The following is a 2,571-nucleotide window of genomic DNA, read 5'->3' as shown; positions in this document are numbered from 1 at the left end:
CCCGCCTTCGGGCACCAGCATGTAGCGCTTGCCCGCGCTGAGCGCCGACAGCGTCATGGTTTCCTCGCCGAGGTTGGGCAGCAGGCCCAGCTCGCGCAGCAGCACCAGCTCGAACGCGCGCAGCACGGGCTCCAGCGCTTCGCCCTGGGTGCCGGCGAGCACGCGCACCACGCCGCCATAGACGTCGAACAGCGCCGCATAGGGGTCGTCGCGCGCCAGCAGGCGCAGCAGCAGTTCGTTGAGGTACATGCCCGACAGCAGGGCCTCGCCCATGGGCATCACATGGCCGCCGGCCCACTCCGCGCCCTTGAGGGTATGGATTTCGGCGTTGCCTTCGGCGCCCAGCGTATAGGTCAGGCGCAGCGGCTGCAGCGGCAGCAGCACGGGGCGGAAATTCGACGTCGGCTTCTTCGCCCCCCGGGCCGCGAGTGCGACCCGGCCCCGGTGGCGTGTGAACACCTCCAGAATCAGGCTGGATTCGCTCCAGTCATAGCTGTGGAGCACGAAGGCGGGTTCGTCGGAGACGCGCTTGGCGGCCATGCTGGCCTGGATGCCTTATTCGTAACCGAAGGAGCGCACGCGCGCTTCGTCGTCGGCCCAGCCCGAGCGCACCTTGACCCAGACTTCGAGGAACACCTTGGCGTCGAGCAGGCGCTCGAGTTCCTGGCGCGCCTCGGTGCTGATGCGCTTGAGGCGTTCGCCCTTCTCGCCGATGACCATGGCCTTGTGGCCGTCGCGTTCGACGACGATGGTCACGGCGACGCGCACGAAGCGCTTGTGTTCCTTGCTCTTCTCTTCGCTGAACTTGTCCAGCACCACGGTCGAGGTGTAGGGCAGTTCGTCGCCGGTGAAGCGGAACAGCTTTTCACGCACGGTTTCCGTGACCAGGAATTTCTCGCTGCGGTCCGTGAGTTCGTCCGGGCCGTAGAACCAGGCCTGCTCGGGCAGGTACTTCTCGCAGATGCCGAACAGGCGCTGGATGTCGTCGCGCTTCTTCGCCGACATCGGCACGAATTCGGTGAACGGGTGGCGCTCCTGCATGCTCTTGAGCCAGGGCGCGAGGTCGGCGCGGCGATGCACCTGGTCGAGCTTGTTGGCCAGCAGCAGCGTCGGAATCCCGGGCTTGAACAGGCTCAGCACCTTGGCATCGGCCAGCGTGAAATTACCGGCCTCGACGACGAACAGGATCAGGTCGACGTCGCTGATCGCGCCCATCACGGTCTTGTTCAGCGACTTGTTGAGCGCGGTCGAGTGCTGGGTCTGGAAGCCCGGCGTGTCGACGAACACGAACTGTGTGGCGGCGCGCGTGGCGATGCCGGTGATGCGGTGGCGCGTGGTCTGCGCCTTGCGCGACGTGATGCTGATCTTCTGGCCGACCAGCGCGTTCATCAGCGTCGACTTGCCGACGTTGGGCTTGCCGACGATGGCGATCAGGCCGCAGCGCTGGCCTTCGACATGGACCGGCGCGCCGGCCGCGGCCAGCATGGCACCGATATCGTCTTGCGCCGCAGGATTCTCTTCGCCTGCGTCGCCGGCTACGTCGTGGGTAGCGTCATTCATGGTTTTTCGCTTTCAATGTGGTCAACATGGCCTCGGCCGCGGCCTGTTCGCCCGCGCGGCGGGATCCGCCCATGCCGCGCTCGACCAGGTCCATCTCGGCGATGGCGCATTCAATTTCAAACTGCTGGCGGTGCGCCGCGCCCGTGGTCGCAACCACACGGTACTGCGGCAGCTTCATCTTCCGGCCCTGCAGCCACTCCTGGAGTGCGGTCTTTGCATCCTTGGCCGCGGCGTCCATCTGCGGATTGATTTCCACCTTCTCGAACAGGTGGTGCACCAGCACTTCGGCCGGCGTATAGCCCGCATCGAGGTAGACGGCGCCGATCACGGCTTCGACCGCATCGGCCAGGATGGACGGGCGCTGCTTGCCGCCCGACTTGAATTCGCCTTCGCCCAGCCGCAGCACGTCGGGCAGTTGCAGGCGCACGGCGATGCGGTGCAGCGTGTCCTGCTTGACGAGGTTGGCGCGCACGCGCGAGAGGTCGCCTTCGGGCAGGGAGCGCAGGCGCTCGAACAGCAGGCTGGAAATCGCCAGGCTGAGCACCGAGTCGCCGAGAAACTCGAGGCGTTCGTTATGGTCCGCCGAAAAACTGCGGTGCGTCAGCGCACGCTGCAGCAAGGCAGAGTCTTTGAATGTGTACTGCAGGCGCTGCTGCAGTGCGATAAGTCCGGGTTGCACCTAGGGAGTCTGTTTCTCGAAACGGTAAACGAGGTAGGCCGGTCCTGCGAGCGCTATCTCGCGGGTATAGCTGAAGGAGACCTGCACCCGTTCGTTGTGCTTGGTCACCTCCAGGTCCTTGCCCTGAATGGAAGTAATGCTGTCGATCACGGCGGACCGGTCGAAGATGGCGCGCACTTCAGGCACCGTGGAGCCTTCGCGGGCGGCCTTCTTCGCGGCCTTGAGCACGGCCTGGTATTCAATGAAGATGGGCACGGATTGTCCTCCAACCGCGACCACCGAGACGGCCACGACCGCCAGAAACACCAGACCCAGAAAGGACAGCCCACGCT

The 2,571-nt window shown here is 65.2% G+C and carries 4 protein-coding genes; all 4 read right to left on the bottom strand.

From position 1 onward, the window contains the following. Nucleotides 1-540, bottom strand: a 540-nt coding sequence (recO, locus tag D3H34_RS31690) for a DNA repair protein RecO (RefSeq protein ID WP_119558762.1), incomplete at its 3' end; no start/stop codon positions are given. A gap of 15 nt (nt 541-555) precedes the next feature. Then, complete coding sequence (gene era / locus D3H34_RS31685; protein ID WP_119558761.1) at nt 556-1,560, bottom strand: GTPase Era; 1,005 nt, start codon at nt 1,558-1,560, stop codon at nt 556-558. Then, the gene (gene rnc, locus D3H34_RS31680; RefSeq protein WP_119558760.1) at nt 1,553-2,239 is read right to left on the bottom strand and encodes a ribonuclease III; all 687 of its coding nucleotides are present in this window, start codon (nt 2,237-2,239) and stop codon (nt 1,553-1,555) included. Before rnc ends, era begins: the two co-directional genes overlap by 8 nt. After that, nucleotides 2,240-2,571: DUF4845 domain-containing protein (locus tag D3H34_RS31675; RefSeq protein ID WP_286186521.1), on the bottom strand; the 332-nt coding region annotated here is incomplete at its 5' end.

The organism is Acidovorax cavernicola (assembly GCF_003581445.1).
The sequence above is the reverse complement of the archived record's forward strand: the minus strand, read 5'-3'. Positions and strand labels throughout refer to the sequence as shown.

Bases quoted from the DNA above. Each gene is read 5' to 3' on its own strand.
- era (WP_119558761.1), bottom strand. From the start codon at position 1,560: ATGAATGACGCTACCCACGACGTAGCCGGCGACGCAGGCGAAGAGAAT.